We start from the raw sequence: 15,458 nt of genomic DNA, 5'->3' as shown, positions 1-15,458 counted from the left end.
TTAGTAGAATGTATACTATAGTGCTTAGGTAAATAGTGCATAAGGTAAGAAAAGAGGATATAATAAAGGAAGCTTTGAAACTATCGTTTTATTGTAAATCCATTTAAATAAAGGGGAAAATGATGATAAAAACAAATGCTATGCGAATTTTAGATAAAGTGAATGTAGAATACAATGTTATAACTTATGATATCAAAGATGATAAAATAGATGGAGTGTCTGTGGCAAATAAGATAGGTAGAGATGAAAAGTATGTCTATAAAACTTTAGTGACACATGGAATTTCTAAAAATATTTATGTAATTGTAATTCCAGTTAGAGAAGAAATAGACTTTAAGAAAGTAGCTAAAGTAACTAACGAGAAAAGAATAGAAATGTTAGATTTAAAGGATCTTCAAAAGGTTACAGGATATGTTAGAGGGGGGTGTTCCCCTATAGGTATGAAGAAACAGTATAAAACATTTATTGATAAAAGTGCTCTCGAAATAGAAACGATAATTGTAAGTGCTGGAAAAATAGGAGTTCAAATAGAAATTAACGCAAATTTATTAAAGAATATTGTGGAGGGTGAGTTTGCTTTTTTAGTAAAGTAAACTAACAATTATTCCATGATGAATTAAGTGAAGCACCTCAATTATCGCTGAACCAAGCGCTATGATTTATTAAGTAACTTTTATTAATTAAACAATATTTTTTATTATTCTACAAGGGTTTCCAACAGCGATAACATTAGCTGGAATATTTTTTGTAACCACGCTACCAGAACCTATTACGCTATTATCTCCAATAGTTACACCAGGATTTATTATAGATCCACCGCCAATCCATACATTATTTCCTATAGTTACAGCTTTTGTATAATCAGCATTTTTGGGCCTTAATTTGGGATCAATCAAATGAGTTGCAGTAAATATGCTTACATTAGGAGCACATAATACATCATGTCCAATTTTTACAAGCCCATCATCTAAAATCAAAAAATTAAAATTGGCATAGAAATTTTCTCCAATTTCAATATTAGTGCCATAATCACAATGAAGGGGAGGTTCTATTTCAAAATTCTCTCCTATTTTTCCAAATAGTTTTTTAATAATATTTATTCGCTGGATTGTTTCCTCGGGGTCAGTATTATTATATAATTTTGTAAGATGTCTAGCTTTATTTCTTAAGAGCACTAAATCTTTATCATAGGCATTATATATTTCACCATTTAGCATCTTTTGTTTTTCACTCATTTTATACACTCCTTATTCTATATACTTAGTAAGTATGAGTATAACATAGTAGAGTAAACAGTAGAATTAAAGAGTCAATAAAGCTTAATATAGAAAGTAAAGTGTTTAGAAATGGAACTATGTGATATGTCTTTAAAGCATATGGTAGATATCGAGAATAAGGGGGGTGTTTCACAAAAATTTGGAATGGAAATTATGGAAAAATAAACATGGAAGAACAAAAAAAACTAAGTCACTTAGATTATTTATGTGACTTAGTCTAATTATATGATTTTGCTTGAATCTAAGTAAAAAATTATTTTTTTACATTGTCTTTGTCGGTCATAGGCATCATTTTATGCATATGCATCATACACATCATGCACATCATATGCATCATGTGCATCATACAGTTCTGCATCATAGGATCCATTGACGTCATTTGATTCATAGGCATCATCGACATCATAGGATTCATTTGATTCATATGCATCATAGGATTCATTGGCGTCATTTGACTCATAGGCATCATCGGCATCATAGAATCCATTTGATTCATTGACATCATAGGGTTCATTTCATTCATATCTTTACCATTCATTGAATAATTTTTCATAAAATTCTCCTTATAAAAGTTATATATAATATATTATTATGTAAAATAACATTTTATGTTACTGATTTTTGTAGTTATAAACATAGTTTATAATTAATCTTTATTGTTTTGTATAACCTTTATTGTGAATGTCTAAAGACAAATACATACCAAACAAAGATTCATAAATTAATTCAATAAAGATGAAGTGTTTAATAATTGACAAGTCAACAAAATTTCGTTGCAATAAGGTTGACTTGTCAATTAATTTAAAAAAATGGATAGAAGGGGGTGTAAAATTTGAAGGAAGATATTATGTATTTGATCAAACTCAAGTAATAAATCAGCTAACTAATTAATTGGTTAGCTGATTTATTTATATTTTATACTATTTTTTTAATTCTGATTTTCCAGTCAATTTACTTTTAGCATCCATTTTGAATGTAGATTTAGCTTCATCAGTAGTAAAATATACATTTCCGTCAACAGTAGCATCTTTTAACTGAAAGTTATTTGCAGAAACATAAAGATCACCTTTGAAAGTCCCATGTTCTATACTGCCGTTAGCACTATTAATAGTTAATTTTGGCACAGTTAAAGTGAATCTAGCAGTTATGTTTTTATTTTCATCTTGGCTGTAGAGAGCTATCTTACGTTGTATAATATCTTTGCCACTATCATCTTTTTTACCGTTTTTATACTCACCATCAACTACAAGCTCTTTATCAATAGCTAAATCCTTTGTTATTGCAATAATCCATGTCCCCTTGCTACTTATAGACTTTTCAAAAGCAGCTGAAGTATTTACTATTGAAGCTGTGGTTACTACATTTGGAGTTGTTTCTGGTGGTGTTGTTTGTTTTGGGATCGCAGGTTGCTTAGCGCATCCTACAAACAATACAGTTAATAGAGCTGATGTTAATAATACAATTTTTGATTTCATGAAGAATCCTCCTTATTAGTAAAATAATTATCGGTTTAAATGTAGTATAACCTAAATCATAAAAATTAATGTTTTGAATAAATTATATTTAAGTAAAAGGCAGATATGATTATTTTGGAGAAAATTGTATTTAACAGAAAAAAGTAAAGGCTATGGAAAAAGCAATAAAACAACTAAGAGAATGTAATAATCTAAACATTAGATTTCATACGCTGTTTTTTATGGTATAATTTTCTTAGATGATACCAATAATAAATTACAAATAAAGTAAGCAAAATCAATCCGTGTAGCAGGTGCTACGTGAGATATTGGAAGGAAGTGAGTATTTAGTGAATTTGGGTACTTGTTGTACACATACTCGCTAAAGATAGTTAATGGATAACGAATTATTAGAAAAATATGCTCTTTTATTGGTGAAAACAGGAATTAATATTCAAAAGGATCAAACACTTGTAATCAATTCTCCTATAGAGTGCGCTTCTTTTACTAGAATTGTTTCTAGAATTGCTTATATAGAAGGTGCTAGGGAAGTAGTAGTAAACTGGAGGGATGAATTATCTTCAAAAATTAAATTCATGAATGCGCCAGAAGAAGTATTTTTAGAGTATCCAGAATGGCAGAGAGATTTTTACCTATCGAATGCGCGAATTGGCGCTGCTTTTTTAAGTATTTCAGCTTCAGACCCTGAGCTTATGAAGGATGTTAATCCAGAGAGAATGTCAAAAGCACATAAAGCAGCTAGTACTGCAATAAAAGAATATAGAGAGAGGCTTATGAGTAATAAAAATGTATGGTGTGTTGCATCAATTCCAACTATATCCTGGGCAAAAAAAGTTTTTCCGGAATTATCAGAGGATAAAGCAATGGAAAAACTTTGGAACTCTATATTTAAAACAGTAAGAGTTGATACAGAGGACCCTGTTGCTTCATGGGAAACTCACAAAAGCAATCTAAAAAAAAGTATGGACTTTTTAAATTTGAATAACTTTAAGTATTTACAATATAAAAATTCATTAGGTACTGATCTTAAAATTGAGCTTCCAGAAAATCATTTATGGCTTGGAGGATCGGATTATACACCTGAAGGCATAGAGTTTATAGCTAATATGCCCACTGAAGAGGTATTTACACTTCCTAAAAAAGATGGGGTTAATGGAATAGTAGTAAGCTCAAAACCTTTAAACTATAATGGAAATCTAATTGAAAAATTCTCACTTACTTTTAAACAAGGGAGAATTGTAGATTTCAAAGCAGGAAAGGGCTACGATATCTTAAAGAGCATTATTGAAACTGATGAAGGATCTTATTACCTTGGTGAAGTAGCATTAGTGCCATATGATTCTCCAATATCAAATTCAAATATATTATTCTACAATACACTTTTTGACGAAAATGCATCTTGCCATTTGGCTATTGGAAAAGCATATCCAGTATGCATAAAAAATGGTGAAAATTTAAGTAGTGAGGAACTTGCAAAACTAGGGGTTAATGATTCCTTTGTGCATGAAGATTTTATGGTTGGCACAGAAGATTTGCAAATAATAGGTATTACAGCAGATGGAAAAGAAATACCTATATTTAAGAGTGGTAATTTTGCATTTTAAAGGGTAGAGATAAATATTATTTTTGTAAAATACCTAGGGTATGATTTTATAATGATATAAAAAATGATTGCATAAAAAAGTAAAAAATATTGTACATGCATTCATAATATGTTAATATAAGTATATAATAGTAATTAATAATTGCTATCTAGGGAATCTAATATGATAAACAGCATATCCTCTTTTTAGGACATTATTGTTAATCAAATTTAGATTTTAATTTTCAAATAAAAGGAGGAATATTTAAAATGGAAGACAAAAACTTAATTTGTAAAGACTGTGGAAAAGAATTCGTATTCACTGAGGGCGAACAAGCTTTCTACAAAGAAAAAGGATTTGAAAATGAACCACAAAGATGTGTTGATTGCAGAAGAGCAAGAAAACAACAAAATGATAATTCATCTTTCAGAAGATAGTATAAATAAGTAGTGTATAGCCCTATAAAATTTTAGTTTTATAGGGCTTTTTTTATTTTCTAGGAAAAATAAAAGTGGATAGTTTAGATAAAATAAGAGAAAATATGTAATATAAAAAAGTTGAAGCATCAATTAATATTTTAAGAATTCTTATCTGTGAAAAAGGAATCCTCCACTTATATAAGTGGAGGACACTTACCCTAGCAAAAATGAAGATTATTTAACGAGAAAAATATTATTTGTTATGAGATAATTTAGAACGTTTAGTCAATTTGTCATTATTTGCATCAATTTTCACACCATTTTCAATTCCTATATCACCACCGCTTTGAGGGAACATTTTTCTCAGTTCAGCATTAGTTTTTTTATCAGTTTTCATGTGACTTTTATTATTGTGCATAAATATACCTCCTTTTATTTTAGGGTTATATAATAATAATATAACCTAATATCATAAAAATATTTACAGCGGAAAATTACTAAAAATGATAGAATCATTTTTACCTTTTTAAATAATTGAATAAAATAATATTTTGTGAAATTTGTATTTAACAATTATAAATAGAGGTATAATATTAATATAGAGTATTTTATTTAGATGATTTAAAAATAGGTTATGAGGAAGTGACGTAATATGCCTTTTAATGTATACGATAGAAACAGGAAATATTTAGGATTCATTCAATCTGCATATCCACAATATACAAGTGTATTTATGGTTGCTAACACAGATATTAAACTGGAAGATAAGGATTTTAATAAAAGCAAAATAAAATCGGAGTTAGCCAGTTTTTTGGGCTGTAAAAGCATTTTAGGGAAAATTAATGAACCAAGATTAAGCAAAAGTATAGACAATATAATAATTAAAGAGTTTGGCAAATTTAAAAATAATACTTATGAAGAATTGTTGAAATTGGTATATCTTAGAATATTACGTTATGAAGAAAATTTCCATTATAAAAGTATTCCAAATGCAGAGATCAATGCATATTTCTTGGTGGATATTAATAATGTTATAATTGAAAATGATTCCATAATTATGAATGAGGATACAGTAGATGTTAGCAATGAAAAAATAGGAAATGATATTCCTATGGTTGCAAAGATTATTGATTATCCAAGAATACAAATTGATAGCATGACCTCAGGACAGGGGTTGCTATTAGGTGCAGACATTGCAGATTTGGCGGGAAGAAACCATATTCACAGGACAAAACTAAAAATAAAATCAGGAAATTTTGTATGTGACCTTAATTTGCCTGTAGAATTATACCTAAAAAAGGGTGATATAATTCAAATATATGTATATAATAGAGTTATTAAAAGGATATTTTGTGATGGTATAATATATGAATTCTAATAATTTTTAGAGCTTAACACAAATGAAGACTGGAGAAATGAAAATGTATATCAATGAAACAAAACTAAAAGTAAGGTATGTTGAGACGGATCAAATGGCGATTGTGCATCATTCAAATTATTACGCTTGGTTTGAAGTAGGTAGAACAGAGTATATAACAGAAATAGGTATGACCTATAAACAGGTGGAAGAAAATAATATTATGTTACCGGTGGTAGAGAGCTCTTGCAAATACATAGAAGGAGCTAAATATGAGGATATAATTATAATCCAAACATTCATGAAAGAGCTAAATGGGGCTAAGGTAATATTCAATTATAATGTTATTAGAGAAAATGACGGGAAAATCTTAGCTAAAGGCAGTACAACTCATGCTTTTGTTAATGAAAAATTTAGAGTTGTAAATCTTAAAAAGGTTAATATGGAGATGTGGAGCAGATTTGAAAAACTCTTTGAAAAGATAGAATAATGTAATATTATTCTATCTTTTCATTATAAATTATTTAACAAGATTTGAAAAATAATGTTTAGGGATAAAACCTTTCTTAATACCTTCTGTAACTAGCAAATAGGTTGCAGTAGTATCAAATCTAGCATCGTGAAAATTTGAAGTATCTCCAAAATATTCAATGCTTTTTAAATTTATATGAGTCTCATTTAACTTAAGAAATTTAATAGTTTCTGATAATTTTGGGTTTTTATGGCCCCCTCTTGAAGTAAGAAGTTTGCATATATCTTTATAATATTTCATTGTACAAAAGGTATGGCTAGGATTTAGACTATGACCACAACTTTCAAGTTCATGAGTTAAAAATTTTATGTCAAAATTAACATTGTGTCCTATAAGAATGTCTGCGGTTAAAAAGTCATCAATAAAATCTTCGTGAGAATCTTCAAAAGTTTTGCCATTGCTTAGTTCAAACAAAGCATCTACACTGAAACCATGCACATCTTGCGCAGATGGTTCTATATAATCTACTGTAAAGAAGATATTTTTACCTATTGTTTTTGTTGGTTTATAATTAGTATCAACAAGGATATAGCTAATCTGGCATATATTTCCTGGCCTTATGCCAGTAGTTTCTGTATCAAAAAAAATCATTCTCATTAGAGACCCTCCTGTAGTTATCACCTAGGTGTATATTTACAATTAATAGAATAATATATAAAAGTTATTTAAAGTGTTCCAACATTTCGTATTAATTAAAAATAACCTTGTAGTAATTATAACATAGATAATATATCTTTATATATTATACAATGTTGTATATACTATTTATAAAACCTTATTTAATTATGCGATAAAAATAGACAAGTATAGACTAATATACTGACTAGTTATTTTTTAGATGTATGGGTGAAATGGAGTTAATATGTATGATCGAATTGCTAAGAAATCTTACTAATAATTTAGGGTATGTGATTCTTATTGCTTTTTTTGTTTCTAGGATAGGGAGCTTTAAGAAGATTGTGCAAAAAGATAAATTAAAAAAAAGAGATTTAATTATGCTCTCAATAATTTTTGGCACATTTGGAATTTTGGGGACATACACAGGAACAGAGTTTAATGGAGCTATTGCCAATACTAGAATTATTGGAGTAATGGCAGGGGGAATATTATGTGGTCCTTTTGTAGGGATACTTTCAGGGGTTATAGCTGGAATGCACAGGCTACTAGTAGATGTAGGAGGAATTACATCAATACCTTGTACAATTGTTACTATAATTTCAGGAATAGTTGCAAGTATAATGTATAAAAAATCAAATGAAAATAACAAGTGGTTGTATGGGTTAATTGGTGGGGTTCTAATTGAAACTTTAGAAATGATTTTAATACTTGTAATGGCACATCCGTTTAGTAGTGCCATTACCATTGTGAAAAGTATATATTTTCCTATGAGCGTTATTAATGCCATAGGAATTTCAATATTAATATTAATATTTCAAAAAATACATAAGGAAAAGGATGAGATTGCAGCAAAACAAGCACAAATTGCTTTAGAAATAGCTAATAAAACCTTGCCATATTTTAGAGAAATGAATGAAAATTCATTAGAAGATATATGTGGAATAATAAAGGATTCGATTCACGCGGATGCAGTAGCTATAACAAATAAGAAGTATATATTAGCTCATGTAGGTGTGGGAGCTGATCATCATATAAAAGGGCACAGGATTGAAACAAAAGCTACAAAAAAAGTTATTAAAGAGGGAAACTTGCTTTCTTTAACTAATGAAAATCAGATAGAGTGTCCTAACTTGAATTGCAATTTGAAATCCGCAATTATTGCTCCTTTGAAGGAAGGAGACGAAATGATAGGAACATTAAAAATATATTATTGTAGCGAGGATGCAATTTCCTTTAGAAATATAAACTTAGCCGTAGGATTATCCCAACTAATTTCTACTCAATTAGAAATTAGTAAATTAGGAGAGCTAAAGAATATGGCAAGTAAGGCTGAAATAAAGGCGTTACAAGCTCAGATAAATCCTCACTTTTTATTTAATGCGCTAAATACTATAATTTCATTTATTAGACTTGATCCTAATCGTGCAAGAGAGTTAATTATAAATTTATCCACTTACTTGAGATATAATTTAGAAACAGGAGAAAATCTCGTAGATATTTACCGTGAACTAGAGCAGGTTAAAGCATATATAGAAATAGAAAAAGCAAGGTTTGGAGAAAAACTTCATGTAGTTTATAATATTGAAGATGATTTAGATGTCAAGATTCCAAATCTGATTATTCAACCAATGGTTGAAAATTCTATTAAACATGGTATTTTAGAAGGTAAAGGATACGGTACAGTTACAATTGAAATTAAAAAAATTATGGATGGAAACGTTAGTATAGTGATTGAAGATGATGGAGTTGGTATTTCAAAAGAAATTATAGAAAAGGTCTACGAAGGTAAAATGGAAGAAAATAAAATAGGCATGTCAAATGTTCATAATAGGCTAAAATATATTTATGGTGAAGGATTAAGAATAGAAAGACTTACGAGTGGTACTAGAATTAATTTCAATGTGAGGGAAATAAGGGAGTGATGATATGAATTGTATTATTGTGGATGATGAATATCCTTCAAGAGAGGAACTAAAGTATTTCATAAACAATTTCAGTAGTATTAAAATAATGGATGAATTTGATGATTCTATTAAAGCATTAGAGTTCATTGAACAAAACAAACCAGATATTATTTTTTTGGATATCAATATGCCTAAATTAGATGGAATGGCATTAGGTAAAATTATTAATCACTTCCCCAAACACTCCCTTATCATTTTTATTACGGCCCATAAAGATTATGCTGTAGATGCCTTTGAAATTCAGGCTTATGATTATATATTAAAGCCGTATTCAGAAGAGCGTATAGTTAGTACATTAAAAAATATTGAGAAATTTTTGGATAAAAAAAGTATAAATAATAAAATAACACTTTGGAAAGATAATAAAATGATGGTGAGGAGTATAATTGATATTTCTTATTGTGAAGCAAGAGAAAGAGAAACATTAATTTATATTAAAGGAATGCAATACAATATAAATTGTAGCATTTCTGAATTCTATAAAAAGCTTCCAGAAGAATTCTTTTTTAGAAGTCATAGATCATATATTATAAATACTGATAAAATAACGGAAATAATTCCATGGTTTAACAATACCTTTATGTTAAAATTGCAAGGTGAAGAAGCAGATATACCAGTAAGCAGAAATAATATAATTGAGTTTAAACAACTAATGGGCATATAAAAGCACTCCATGTGCTTTTTTTGTTTTTTCATGTATGAAACCGTATTCGAATCTAGAAATATATTATAATTCAGTTAATAAGTAATTAGGAGGAGTTCAAATGGTATCATTTATTTTAGCAATTATAGCTCTTATAGCAGGTTATTTTATTTATGGCACAATTGTAGAAAAAGCTTTTGGAGCAGACGAGTCAATTAAAACTCCCGCTATAAGGCTAGCGGATGGTGTAGATTTTGTTGAAATGCCTGAATGGAAGATTTTCTTAATTCAATTTCTTAACATTGCAGGATTAGGACCTATATTTGGGGCAATTGCAGGAGCAATGTGGGGTCCGGTAGCGTTTTTGTGGATTGTATTTGGATGCATATTTGCAGGTGGAGTTCATGATTATTTTTCAGGTATGCTATCAGTAAGACATGATGGTGCAAGTATTCCTGAAGTTGTAGGAAAATATCTTGGTAAAGGATTTCAAAACTTTATGAGAGTGTTTTCAGTAATAGTTTTAATACTAGTAGGAGTAGTTTTCGTAACTGGACCCGCAGGTATATTAAAAGATTTAACAGGTATGAATTTTGAATTATTAATTTACATTATATTTGCATATTATTTACTGGCAACAATGATTCCGATAGATAAGCTTATCGGAAAAATATATCCTGTTTTTGGGTTTTGCTTGTTAATTATGGCAGTTGGTATTGCTTTTGCCTTGATTTTTGGTGGATACCATATTCCAGAAGTAACACTATCCAATTTGACTAATATGCATTCAAATCCAGATAAAAATCCAATATTCCCTATGTTATTTATAACTATTGCTTGTGGGGCTATTTCGGGGTTCCATGCAACTCAATCACCTTTGATGGCAAGGTGTATAAGTAGTGAAAAACAAGGAAAAAAAATATTTTATGGTTCAATGATAGTAGAAGGTATAGTTGCATTAATTTGGGCAGCGGCAGCAATGAGTTTCTTTGGAGGAGTAGACCAGTTAAATGCTACTATGGCAATTAGCGGCCACACAGCAGCATGGGTAGTAAACGAATCTTCAATTAGTTTGCTTGGGAAAATTGGTGGAATCTTGGCTATACTTGGAGTTGTAGCATGTCCTATAACTTCTGGTGATACAGCATTTAGAAGTGCAAGATTAACTTTGGCTGATGCATTTAAATTTAGTCAAGGTCCTATTAAAAATAGATTTGTAATTAGTATTCCACTATTTGTGGTAGGGTTCATATTAACTAAGATGGATTTTGCAATAATATGGAGATACTTTGGATGGTCTAATCAAACTTTAGCTACTATAGTATTATGGACAGCAGGTATGTATATGGTTAGTCTGGGTAAAAAACACTGGATGGCAACGGTGCCGGCTACATTTATGACAGCCGTATGTACTTCCTACATTTTGATTGCCCCAGAGGGATTTAAGCTCTCTCAAAGCATTTCATACACATTTGGGGTTATAGGAGCAATTGCAACAATGATAATTTTCTTGATTGCAGCAAAAAAGGTAGAAGTAAAAAGCAACGTTAATATGTAAAATTTCTTTTAAATCCCATTATAAAGTAAAGGCTGTTAACATAAATTTTATGTTGACAGCCTTTATTTCTTTAAAATTCCTTTAAAATTCCTTTAAAATTTCATTTTTTACAATTTCACCATTGACCATTACCAATTCTACTTTACTTCTTAAATCAAAGGGATGTCCACTATATATAACAATGTCGGCATCCTTTCCAATTTCCAAGCTTCCAACAATGCCATCTATGCCAAGTATTTCTGCAGCATTTATAGTTATTGCCTTAAGGGCCTCTTCTTCATCCATACCCTCTCTTGATGCAATACCAGCACATACTGGGAGATATTGAAGTGGAATAACAGGATGGTCTGTCATTATAGCTACTTTTATACCTGCCTTTGATAAAATTCCAGGCGTTTTAAAAGTTAGATTTTTAAGTTCTACTTTTGATCTATTAGAAAGAGAAGGACCTAATATTACACCCTTTTGAATGCCTCCTTTTAAATAATCTATAATTAAATGGCCTTCTGTGCAATGGTCAAGGGTTACATCTATATTAAATTCTTTTGCGATTCGAAGGGCAGTAAGGATATCATCAGCTCTATGGGCATGAGCTTTTAAAGGTATTTCTTTTCTTATAACTTTTGCTAAAGCGTCCATTTTCATATCAAATTCAGGTGTTTTATCAGGATTTTCTAAGCCTTTATTTTGTTTTTCTACATACATTTTCGCTTTAATAAGACTTTCTCTTAAAATTGCAGCAGTGCCCATTCTTGTGCTTGGAGATTTTTTCTGAGCATGATACACTCTTTTAGGATTTTCACCAAAAGCTACTTTCATAGCAAGACACTCATTTACAATCATATCATCAATTCTATTTCCATAGGTTTTAATAACCGCAAACTGTCCACCAATTACATTGGCACTACCTGGACCAGTTGCAACAGTTGTTATTCCAGCCCCGATTGCATCTTTAAAACATATGTCCATAGGATTAATGGCGTCAATTGCTCTTAAATGAGGAGTGACAGGGTCAAAAGCCTCATTGCCATCAGCACCTTCAAAGCCCATTCCGTCTTCCCACATTCCTAGATGACAGTGAGCATCAATCATTCCTGGCATAACGAACTTACCTTTAACATCAATGATTTCTGCATTACGGGGTGGATTTACATCATTTCCAATAGCAATAATTTTACCATGATCAACTAGAATCATTCCATTTTCAAAATTATTATTTCCCATACTATGTATATGGGCATTTTTAATTAAAATCATATAAAAAACTCCTCACTTATTAATGATTTGTAGCAAAATAAGATAAAAATATTTATTTAGCTATATTAATATTCTTATTATAAAAATATTATATTAATACTATTATAACATAAAATAGTAAATATTGGTAAAGGAAAAGTCTATAAAAAAACTGATTAGAAATTTCAATTTCTAATCAGTTTTTTCTTATATTCTAAATAATTCTTTTGAATAATTATAGACTTTTCAAGTATTTACAACAAATGTAACAAAGCAGATTAACTTTTGTGTTCAACAAGATCAATAGCTCCTAGTATAATGTGAGCGAGTCCAAATCCTATAACACCTGCTTCAATCATAGGAAGCATATTTTTTTTATTCATATTATTTTTTGAAAATGATGCTCCAGCAGTAGTAACAACTGCACCTAACATAGTTGGAATTAATCCTTCACGCATATTAAAAGACCTCCTTTTTAATAACATTTTAATAGCTTTTACAAATATGAGATTATTAATACTATAGAATATATTCTACATATGGTTTGTTATGACTTATAATGTATGCACATTTCATATGCATATTTTTAACGACATTTAAGAAGGAAAGTTTTCAACTTTTATAAGTGGAAGTTTTAGCACTTTTAGAATAAAAGTTATCTTCTAGGTAAAAATAAAGTATCGCAATAAAATATTAGAAGATAGTATTAATATTTAGAGGAGGTAAATAAAAGTTTATGAAAAAAACAAAATTGCCAAAAGGACAGCATGAAGAGGAAGTTGAAAATATAAAAAATTTGCTTGAAGAAGGCAAAGGAATGATTGAAATTCTAGACTTGACAAGTCTAAATGAAGAGGAAGTCATAAATATTAATAATGATATTAGAGAAAAATAATAGAAAATCAAATGTATTAAACAAAATAATATGTAAAAGATAATAGATGTAATAAGCAATATAATAAATAAATTTAAGGAGGCAAAGTTATGGCGAAAAAAGGAATGAGTAGACCGCAAGTTCAGCCTAAAGGTGATAATAATAAGAAAATGAAGAAGGACGATGCTAAAAGAGTTCCAGAAGTAGGTAAATAAAGAAAATATAAAAAACTGCTTATTTTATAGGCATCTTTTTTATTATAAATTAATTAAACACCATGTTGAATGTTACCTCAACATGGTGTTTAATTATCAGGTGATGATTTAATTGTAAGCGAAAATTTGGCGATTATTCATATAACCCAAATCCAGTAATAATAACTGTATCCCAATCAGTTTCTTCATTTTTAATCCAATTGTATTCAATACAAAGTTCTTTTAACCAGGCATTAAGGCCACTACTTTTTTTGCTTACATTTGGGGATTGTCTTCCAAATGTTTGTCTTATCATTTCGAGTAATTCTATTTGATCTTCTTCTGCGAGTTCTTTATCTAGCATTTCTTCTATAGTATCACAGCACGTCTCATAACATTTTTTATCTTCAGCATACAAATCGTCGGCGATTAGCTGTCTTTTATTATTTAAAGTATCCTGTACAACATTAATTTCTTTTAAATTTGATAAGTATTTCTTAGCTATTTTCATAGCGGCAATCTCATTATCTATTTTAATTATTGCTCTTTCTAATTTTGTATTTCTCATTTTAATCTTCCCACTTTACATTTTTTATTTAGTCATTAATTAAGGCATTTTTAAAAAAATAACTAGTAAGTATACTTGTCTATTCTAGCCCTGTCTATTTTTTAGATGTTTAATGACAATAGATTAATTATATCATTAAATTGACTATGATACAAAACTTAACTAAACTATAGAGTAAATATTTCATTATTTTTATATGGTGTAAAATAAAATTAGTATTATGTATAAAATATCTTTTAAAATTTTTAAAAGTATGGTAAATTTATAAAAACAGAAAATTAAATTAAATATTAAAATGAGATGGGGATTGTTTGTATGAATAATAGAAAAGAATATTTAAAAGATGTAACAAGAATTGTGGTAAAGGTAGGAACATCAACATTAACTCATTCTACAGGATTATTAAATTTAAAGCGTATTGAAAATCTTATAAGACAATTAGCAGATATTCATAATCAGGGAATTCAGGTTGTACTAGTTACATCTGGAGCGATAGGGGCTGGTATGGGAAAACTAGGGTTTGCGGTAAGACCGGAAACAATACCAGAAAAGCAGGCCGCCGCCGCTGTAGGTCAAGGTATTTTAATTCATATGTATGAGAAGTTTTTTTCGGAATATGGAAAGACGATAGCGCAGATTCTTTTAACAAAAGAGGATATCGTAGATAATGCAAGATATATAAATGCCCATAATACGTTTTTGACGTTACTATCTCAAGGGGTTATTCCTGTAGTAAATGAAAATGATGCTGTAATTGTTGATGAAATAATGTTTGGAGACAATGACACATTATCTGCAATGGTAACAAGTCTAATAGGTGCGGATTTATTGATACTACTTTCTGATATTGATGGATTGTACGATTCAAACCCTAGAACAAATCGCGATGCAAAAATCATTTATAATGTATCCGTGATAACTGATGAAATTAAGGAATCCGCAGAAGGTGCAGGGTCAAATCTTGGAACTGGTGGTATGGCAACTAAGATTAAGGCAGCAGAAATTGTAGTAGCTGCAAATGCCTCTATGATTATCGCGGAAGGCTCTGAACCTAATATTATTAATGATATTTTAGAAGGACGTGAAATAGGGACATTATTTGAAAGAAATACAAAAACTATGAATGATAGGTAGAATAGAATACATCACTTTAATAAAAT

Annotated in this window: 18 protein-coding genes; 10 read left to right on the top strand and 8 right to left on the bottom strand. The window is 29.5% G+C overall.

The annotated features are described in order from the left end of the window. Window positions 1-122: 122 nt before the first annotated feature. Window positions 123-593: a Cys-tRNA(Pro) deacylase gene (gene ybaK / locus ACWJJ7_RS08670; protein WP_462964838.1), complete on the top strand. Its 471-nt coding sequence runs from the start codon at window positions 123-125 to the stop codon at window positions 591-593. 87 nt (window positions 594-680) lie between these two features. Here ybaK and ACWJJ7_RS08665 read toward each other — a convergent pair whose 3' ends face one another. The 3 genes from ACWJJ7_RS08665 to ACWJJ7_RS08655 all read right to left on the bottom strand — a co-directional run bounded on the left by ACWJJ7_RS08665 (window position 681) and on the right by ACWJJ7_RS08655 (window position 2,752). Then, complete coding sequence (locus ACWJJ7_RS08665) at window positions 681-1,235, bottom strand: sugar O-acetyltransferase (protein WP_462964837.1); 555 nt, start codon at window positions 1,233-1,235, stop codon at window positions 681-683. 295 nt (window positions 1,236-1,530) lie between these two features. Next, window positions 1,531-1,830, bottom strand: a complete 300-nt coding sequence (locus tag ACWJJ7_RS08660; RefSeq protein ID WP_462964836.1) for a hypothetical protein — start codon at window positions 1,828-1,830, stop codon at window positions 1,531-1,533. A 367-nt stretch (window positions 1,831-2,197) separates the two neighbouring features. Beyond that, window positions 2,198-2,752 carry a hypothetical protein gene (locus ACWJJ7_RS08655; RefSeq protein WP_462964835.1) on the bottom strand — a complete coding sequence of 185 codons (555 nt, stop codon included), beginning with the start codon at window positions 2,750-2,752 and terminating at the stop codon, window positions 2,198-2,200. A gap of 374 nt (window positions 2,753-3,126) precedes the next feature. Between ACWJJ7_RS08655 and ACWJJ7_RS08650 the strand changes: the two genes are divergently transcribed. Together ACWJJ7_RS08650 and ACWJJ7_RS08645 are read left to right on the top strand one after the other, a co-directional pair. After that, a complete protein-coding gene (locus ACWJJ7_RS08650) occupies window positions 3,127-4,356 on the top strand; it encodes an aminopeptidase (protein ID WP_462964834.1) in 1,230 nt (409 codons plus the stop codon). Between the two features lie 248 nt (window positions 4,357-4,604). Further along, window positions 4,605-4,772: a zinc-ribbon domain-containing protein gene (locus ACWJJ7_RS08645; protein ID WP_165412632.1), complete on the top strand. Its 168-nt coding sequence runs from the start codon at window positions 4,605-4,607 to the stop codon at window positions 4,770-4,772. Window positions 4,773-5,007: 235 nt separating this feature from the next. Here ACWJJ7_RS08645 and ACWJJ7_RS08640 read toward each other — a convergent pair whose 3' ends face one another. Then, the gene (locus ACWJJ7_RS08640) at window positions 5,008-5,172 is read right to left on the bottom strand and encodes a hypothetical protein (RefSeq protein WP_462964833.1); all 165 of its coding nucleotides are present in this window, start codon (window positions 5,170-5,172) and stop codon (window positions 5,008-5,010) included. 234 nt (window positions 5,173-5,406) lie between these two features. On the opposite strand from ACWJJ7_RS08640, the gene ACWJJ7_RS08635 reads away from it, so the two are divergent. After that, window positions 5,407-6,132 (top strand): hypothetical protein, encoded by a 726-nt coding sequence (locus ACWJJ7_RS08635; RefSeq protein WP_462964832.1) that lies wholly within the window; start codon window positions 5,407-5,409, stop codon window positions 6,130-6,132. Between the two features lie 43 nt (window positions 6,133-6,175). Further along, window positions 6,176-6,601: an acyl-CoA thioesterase gene (locus tag ACWJJ7_RS08630; RefSeq protein ID WP_462964831.1), complete on the top strand. Its 426-nt coding sequence runs from the start codon at window positions 6,176-6,178 to the stop codon at window positions 6,599-6,601. Between the two features lie 30 nt (window positions 6,602-6,631). On the opposite strand, the gene ACWJJ7_RS08625 is transcribed toward ACWJJ7_RS08630, so the two are convergent. Continuing rightward, window positions 6,632-7,240, bottom strand: coding sequence for a 3'-5' exonuclease (locus ACWJJ7_RS08625; RefSeq protein ID WP_462964830.1), 609 nt, complete (start codon window positions 7,238-7,240; stop codon window positions 6,632-6,634). Window positions 7,241-7,509: 269 nt separating this feature from the next. Here ACWJJ7_RS08625 and ACWJJ7_RS08620 point away from each other — a divergent pair, with 269 nt between their 5' ends. The 3 genes from ACWJJ7_RS08620 (at window position 7,510) to ACWJJ7_RS08610 (ending at window position 11,426) form a co-directional block, all read left to right on the top strand. Next, window positions 7,510-9,183, top strand: a complete 1,674-nt coding sequence (locus tag ACWJJ7_RS08620; protein ID WP_462964829.1) for a LytS/YhcK type 5TM receptor domain-containing protein — start codon at window positions 7,510-7,512, stop codon at window positions 9,181-9,183. 4 nt (window positions 9,184-9,187) lie between these two features. Beyond that, window positions 9,188-9,889: a LytR/AlgR family response regulator transcription factor gene (locus ACWJJ7_RS08615; RefSeq protein WP_462964828.1), complete on the top strand. Its 702-nt coding sequence runs from the start codon at window positions 9,188-9,190 to the stop codon at window positions 9,887-9,889. A gap of 100 nt (window positions 9,890-9,989) precedes the next feature. Further along, entirely contained in the window at window positions 9,990-11,426 is a 1,437-nt protein-coding gene (locus tag ACWJJ7_RS08610) for a carbon starvation CstA family protein (protein WP_462964827.1), read from the top strand. An 81-nt stretch (window positions 11,427-11,507) separates the two neighbouring features. Here ACWJJ7_RS08610 and ACWJJ7_RS08605 read toward each other — a convergent pair whose 3' ends face one another. After that, the gene (locus tag ACWJJ7_RS08605) at window positions 11,508-12,683 is read right to left on the bottom strand and encodes an amidohydrolase (protein WP_462964826.1); all 1,176 of its coding nucleotides are present in this window, start codon (window positions 12,681-12,683) and stop codon (window positions 11,508-11,510) included. 257 nt (window positions 12,684-12,940) lie between these two features. Continuing rightward, complete coding sequence (locus ACWJJ7_RS08600; RefSeq protein WP_462964825.1) at window positions 12,941-13,120, bottom strand: asparagine synthase; 180 nt, start codon at window positions 13,118-13,120, stop codon at window positions 12,941-12,943. 278 nt (window positions 13,121-13,398) lie between these two features. Between ACWJJ7_RS08600 and ACWJJ7_RS08595 the strand changes: the two genes are divergently transcribed. Continuing rightward, window positions 13,399-13,557, top strand: a complete 159-nt coding sequence (locus tag ACWJJ7_RS08595) for a hypothetical protein (protein WP_462964824.1) — start codon at window positions 13,399-13,401, stop codon at window positions 13,555-13,557. A gap of 327 nt (window positions 13,558-13,884) precedes the next feature. Here the strand turns inward: ACWJJ7_RS08595 and ACWJJ7_RS08590 are convergent, their stop codons facing one another. After that, complete coding sequence (locus ACWJJ7_RS08590) at window positions 13,885-14,298, bottom strand: hypothetical protein (protein ID WP_462964823.1); 414 nt, start codon at window positions 14,296-14,298, stop codon at window positions 13,885-13,887. Window positions 14,299-14,613: 315 nt separating this feature from the next. Here ACWJJ7_RS08590 and proB point away from each other — a divergent pair, with 315 nt between their 5' ends. Further along, window positions 14,614-15,432, top strand: coding sequence for a glutamate 5-kinase (gene proB, locus ACWJJ7_RS08585; protein ID WP_462964822.1), 819 nt, complete (start codon window positions 14,614-14,616; stop codon window positions 15,430-15,432). The last annotated feature ends 26 nt before the right edge of the window (window positions 15,433-15,458 follow it).

Source organism: Clostridium sp. CM042 (assembly GCF_055080995.1).
Note: the sequence above shows the minus strand (reverse complement) of the source record. Positions and strands in the feature narration are given on the sequence as shown.

Coding starts and splice junctions, on each gene's coding strand:
- ACWJJ7_RS08630 (WP_462964831.1), top strand. CDS start 6,176: ATGTATATCAATGAAACAAAACTAAAAGTAAGGTATGTTGAGACGGAT.
- ACWJJ7_RS08655 (WP_462964835.1), bottom strand. CDS start 2,752: ATGAAATCAAAAATTGTATTATTAACATCAGCTCTATTAACTGTATTG.
- ACWJJ7_RS08625 (WP_462964830.1), bottom strand. CDS start 7,240: ATGAGAATGATTTTTTTTGATACAGAAACTACTGGCATAAGGCCAGGA.
- proB (WP_462964822.1), top strand. CDS start 14,614: ATGAATAATAGAAAAGAATATTTAAAAGATGTAACAAGAATTGTGGTA.
- ACWJJ7_RS08590 (WP_462964823.1), bottom strand. CDS start 14,298: ATGAGAAATACAAAATTAGAAAGAGCAATAATTAAAATAGATAATGAG.
- ACWJJ7_RS08615 (WP_462964828.1), top strand. CDS start 9,188: ATGAATTGTATTATTGTGGATGATGAATATCCTTCAAGAGAGGAACTA.
- ACWJJ7_RS08605 (WP_462964826.1), bottom strand. CDS start 12,683: ATGATTTTAATTAAAAATGCCCATATACATAGTATGGGAAATAATAAT.
- ACWJJ7_RS08660 (WP_462964836.1), bottom strand. CDS start 1,830: ATGAAAAATTATTCAATGAATGGTAAAGATATGAATGAAATGAACCCT.
- ACWJJ7_RS08650 (WP_462964834.1), top strand. CDS start 3,127: ATGGATAACGAATTATTAGAAAAATATGCTCTTTTATTGGTGAAAACA.
- ACWJJ7_RS08665 (WP_462964837.1), bottom strand. CDS start 1,235: ATGAGTGAAAAACAAAAGATGCTAAATGGTGAAATATATAATGCCTAT.
- ACWJJ7_RS08600 (WP_462964825.1), bottom strand. CDS start 13,120: ATGCGTGAAGGATTAATTCCAACTATGTTAGGTGCAGTTGTTACTACT.
- ACWJJ7_RS08640 (WP_462964833.1), bottom strand. CDS start 5,172: ATGCACAATAATAAAAGTCACATGAAAACTGATAAAAAAACTAATGCT.
- ACWJJ7_RS08610 (WP_462964827.1), top strand. CDS start 9,990: ATGGTATCATTTATTTTAGCAATTATAGCTCTTATAGCAGGTTATTTT.
- ybaK (WP_462964838.1), top strand. CDS start 123: ATGATAAAAACAAATGCTATGCGAATTTTAGATAAAGTGAATGTAGAA.
- ACWJJ7_RS08635 (WP_462964832.1), top strand. CDS start 5,407: ATGCCTTTTAATGTATACGATAGAAACAGGAAATATTTAGGATTCATT.
- ACWJJ7_RS08645 (WP_165412632.1), top strand. CDS start 4,605: ATGGAAGACAAAAACTTAATTTGTAAAGACTGTGGAAAAGAATTCGTA.
- ACWJJ7_RS08595 (WP_462964824.1), top strand. CDS start 13,399: ATGAAAAAAACAAAATTGCCAAAAGGACAGCATGAAGAGGAAGTTGAA.
- ACWJJ7_RS08620 (WP_462964829.1), top strand. CDS start 7,510: ATGATCGAATTGCTAAGAAATCTTACTAATAATTTAGGGTATGTGATT.